The following is a 4,299-nucleotide window of genomic DNA, read 5'->3' on the forward strand; positions in this document are numbered from 1 at the left end:
CCGCACCCCCCGGCTCGCCGGTGTGTTCGCCGACTACGACAAGGTCCTGCGCCAGCGGTCGACGCTGTTGCGGACGGCCGGGGCGGCACGGCGCTCCGGCCGTGCCGGTGACCTGCGCACCCTGGACGTGTGGGACTCCCACCTGGTCCGGCACGGCTGCGAGCTGCTGGCCGCGCGGCTGGCGCTGGTCGAACAGCTGCGGCCACGGGTGGCGGCCGCCTACCGAGCGGTCGCGTCCGCGCCGGCCCCCCGGCCGTCGGCCGTACCGGCCGGGCAGCCTGGACCGGTCGCACCGCCCGGACCGGGCGCGACGATGGAACCGGACATGCCGGCTGGAGCGGATGCGCCGGGCATGCCGGACGGATCAGCCGCCGCGGCCGATGTGGCTGGTTCGGCGGCGGCACCGGCCGGCGAGCGGGAGCTGACCGGTGTGGAGTACCGCTCGAGCGTGGTCGCGCGCGTGGCCGAGCGGGCCGGCGGCCCGGTGCCTGATCAGACAGGTGACCGGACAGGTGACCCGGTGGGCGGTCAGGCCGGTGGCGAGCCGGTTCCCGACCGGACGGTCCTGGCGGAGGCGATGCTCGCCGAGCTCGCCGCGGTCCGGCAGCAGGAGATCGAACGAGGGGTGACCCTGGTCGGCCCGCACCGTGACGAGCTGCTGCTGTCGATCAGCGGGCGGCCGGCGCGCGGCTATGCCAGCCACGGCGAGTCGTGGTCGCTGGCTCTCGCGCTCAAGCTCGCGTCGTTCGAGCTGCTCCAGGACGACCAGCGCGAACCGGTCCTGCTGCTGGACGACGTGTTCGCCGAACTCGACACGCATCGTCGTGACCGGCTGGCGGAGCTGATCCGCTCGGCCGAGCAGGTGCTGGTGACCGCCGCGGTCGAGGCGGACGTGCCCGCCGCCCTGGCCGGGGCGCGGTTCACGGTGGCGGACGGGAAGGTCAGCCGTGTCGGATGACCCGGATGCCCTGCATGCTCTGCATGCCCCGGATACCCCGGATGGGGCTACCGCCGGCGATCGGTCGGCGGCCGCTACCACCGGCCGCCGCGGGCCGGCATCCGCTGGCCATGTGCCGGTTCCCGACAGGCGCCAGGCGTCATCAGATGACCACAAAAAGTCATCCAGCGACGGTACGTCTGACAGCGGATCGCCACCCGCTGACCACGGGTCGGTCGCTGGCCGTCGCGGACGCTCGCCCAGCGGTAACGAGGCCGACATCGCTCAACGTAACGAGAACGAAGGCGGGTCCGGCGAGCAGCCCGCGCGCGGGGCTGATCTCGCCCGTCTCGTCCTGGCTCGGGCAAAGGAGGACGCGCGGGCGAGGGCACGGGCGGCTGGTCGCGGTGGCGGGCGCGCGGGTGAGGGCGATGGCGCGGCCGGCCGTAACGGGCCGGCCAGCGGTGACGGCCGGTCCGACCCGGCACGGCGGCCGGCGCGCCAGNCCGGCGCGCCGGCCGCGGCTGCCCGGGATGGCCGCGCCCGGCCGGGAATGGGCCGAACCGGTCACGCTGGGTGCCACGGTGCAACGGCTGCTTGCCGAACGCGGCTGGCAGGACCAGGCGACGGACGCGTCGGTGCTGGCCCGCTGGGAGGCTCTGGTCGGCCCGAACATCTCCGCACGCTGCCATCCGGTCTCCCTGCGTGACGGCGAGCTGGAACTCGCCGCCGAGTCGACGGCCTGGGCGACCCAGCTGCGGCTGCTGTCCCGGCAGCTGCTGGCCACCCTGCGCACGGAGCTCGGGCCAGACGTCGTGCGCCGGATCGTCGTTCGGGGGCCGACCGCGCCGAGTTGGCGGCACGGCCCGTTGCAGGCACCCGGCGGGCGCGGCCCCCGTGACACCTACGGCTGAACCGGCCGGCCCCGCTCGGCGGGATCGGGATTCGAGCAGGTCGGGCCAGTGGTGGCCGGCCGGCCCCACGGCCCGCGCGCCGCATGGGGCCGCGTCCGCGGGCCGCGGCCTGTGGACAGTGACAGCCGGACGGGCGTCGCGGCCGCCGACGGTGCCCGGGCGGCGCCGTTGTGCCATGGCCGCCTGGGCACCCGGCCACACCGCTCGGCCCGCAGGCGGGCGTCGCGGGCATCCCGGACGTTCAGGGCGTCCCGGAGGTTGCCCGCGGCCCGCACACAGGGTCTCCGGATCGCCCACAGACGTCGTGCGGGTAACCCCTGTGTACGGGGGTTCGATGGAAAGCTGTTCGGGACGCTGCGCGGATGCCAGGGGCCACCCCGCGTCCTTCTGGTCGGTATGCCAGGTAGACTCAGGAGACGCTTCTCGCGTTGTGCGCAGTTGAGGACGAGGGGACATACCGCGTGGCCTACGATGCAAGTTCGATCAAGGTTCTTGAGGGTCTCGACGCGGTTCGCAAGCGTCCAGGTATGTACATCGGCTCCACCGGTGAGCGTGGTCTCCATCATCTCGTCTACGAGGTTGTGGACAACGCTGTGGATGAAGCGTTGGCCGGCTACTGCGACACGATCGGTGTGACCCTGCTCGCCGACGGCGGTGTCCGGGTCTCCGACAACGGCCGTGGCATCCCGGTGGGTGAGCATCCGACGGAGAAGCGCCCGGCGGTCGAGGTCGTCCTGACCACGCTGCACGCCGGCGGGAAGTTCGACGGCAAGTCGTACGCGGTCTCCGGCGGTCTGCACGGGGTCGGCGTGAGCGTGGTGAACGCGCTGTCCACCCGGCTCGAGGTGGAGATCCGCCGGGAGGGCTTCACCTGGTTCCAGCCGTACGAGAACACCCGTCCGGCCGCGCCGCTGGCCAAGGGCGCCCCCACCAGGAAGACCGGTACGACCGTCACCTTCTGGGCCGACGACACGATCTTCGAGACGACCGACTACAAGTACGAGACCCTCTCCCGCCGGCTGCAGGAGATGGCGTTCCTGAACAAGGGGCTGACGATCAACCTGCGGGACGAGCGTCCCGAGGAGCCCCTCGAGGTCACCTACCGCTACGCCGGCGGGCTCGTCGACTTCGTCGAGCACCTCAACGCCAGCAAGGACCCGATCCACAAGACCGTCATCTCGCTGGACTCCAAGGGCACCGGCATCGAGGCCGAGCTCGCGATGCAGTGGAACGCCGGCTACAACGAGTCGGTCTACACGTTCGCCAACACCATCAACACCCATGAGGGCGGCACCCACGAGGAGGGCTTCCGCGCGGCGCTGACCAGCGCGGTCAACGCCTACGCCAAGGACCAGAACCTGCTCAAGCCCCCGAAGTCCAACGGCAAGAACTCCGACGAGCGCCTTGCCGGCGACGACATCCGCGAGGGCCTGACCGCGATCATCTCGGTGAAGCTGGCGCAGCCGCAGTTCGAGGGCCAGACCAAGACGAAGCTCGGCAACAGCGAGGCCAAGCGGTTCGTCCAGGAGATGTGCTACTCGGCGCTCAAGGACTGGCTCGAGGCCAACCGGGTCGAGGCCCGGGCGATCGTCAGCAAGGCGCTGGACGCCCAGCGGGCGCGGATCGCCGCCCGCGCCGCCCGCGACCTGACCAGGCGCAAGGGCCTGCTCGGGGGCACCGGCCTGCCCGGCAAGCTCGCCGACTGCCAGTACACCGACCCGGAGCGCTGCGAGCTCTACATCGTCGAGGGTGACTCGGCCGGCGGCTCCGCCAAGGGCGGCCGGGACTCGAAGTTCCAGGCGATCCTCCCGCTGCGCGGGAAGATCCTCAACGTGGAGAAGGCCCGTATCGACCGGGTGCTGAAGAACACCGAGGTCCAGGCGCTGATCCAGGCGCTCGGCTGCGGTATCCACGACGACTTCGACGCCAGCAAGCTCCGCTATCACAAGATCGTCCTGATGGCGGACGCGGACGTCGACGGCCAGCACATCCGCACGCTGCTGCTGACGCTGTTGTTCCGGTTCATGCGCCCGCTGGTCGAGGCCGGCTACGTCTTCCTCGCCCAGCCGCCCCTCTACAAGATCAAATGGGGTCGGGAGGACTGGCAGTACGCCTACTCCGACCGGGAGCGCGACGGCCTGATCGAACACGGCATCGAGGCCGGCCGCAAACTGCCCAAGGACGCCATCCAGCGCTTCAAGGGCCTCGGCGAGATGAACGCCACCGAGCTGTGGGACACCACCATGGACCCCGACCGCCGCATCCTGCTGCAGGTGACCCTGGACGACGCCGCCGTGGCGGACGAGCTGTTCTCCGTCCTGATGGGTGAGGACGTCGACGCCCGGCGCTCCTTCATCCAGCGCAACGCCAAGGACGTCCGTTTCCTTGACATCTGACCGGCCGCGAGGCGCGCGGCCGCGGGCACCGCGGCGAGCCGACCGGCGGCGG

At 71.7% G+C, this 4,299-nt stretch carries 3 protein-coding genes (1 of these 3 cut by a window edge); all 3 read left to right on the forward strand.

The genetic code is table 11. From position 1 onward, the window contains the following. Positions 1-958 carry the 3' portion of a DNA replication/repair protein RecF gene (locus tag FrCorBMG51_RS14675; protein ID WP_047223616.1) on the forward strand. It extends 452 nt beyond the left edge of the window, so only the last 958 of its 1,410 coding nucleotides appear in the window; the start codon falls outside the window, past its left edge; it ends in the stop codon at positions 956-958. Positions 959-1,470: 512 nt separating this feature from the next. Continuing rightward, a complete protein-coding gene (locus FrCorBMG51_RS14680; RefSeq protein ID WP_254857717.1) occupies positions 1,471-1,851 on the forward strand; it encodes a DciA family protein in 381 nt (126 codons plus the stop codon). A gap of 461 nt (positions 1,852-2,312) precedes the next feature. After that, entirely contained in the window at positions 2,313-4,247 is a 1,935-nt protein-coding gene (gyrB, locus tag FrCorBMG51_RS14690; RefSeq protein WP_047223618.1) for a DNA topoisomerase (ATP-hydrolyzing) subunit B, read from the forward strand. The last annotated feature ends 52 nt before the right edge of the window (positions 4,248-4,299 follow it).

The organism is Protofrankia coriariae, assembly GCF_001017755.1.
In the GTDB taxonomy this organism is placed as follows: domain Bacteria; phylum Actinomycetota; class Actinomycetes; order Frankiales; family Frankiaceae; genus Protofrankia; species Protofrankia coriariae.

Coding starts and splice junctions, on each gene's coding strand:
- FrCorBMG51_RS14680 (WP_254857717.1), top strand. CDS start 1,471: ATGGCCGCGCCCGGCCGGGAATGGGCCGAACCGGTCACGCTGGGTGCC.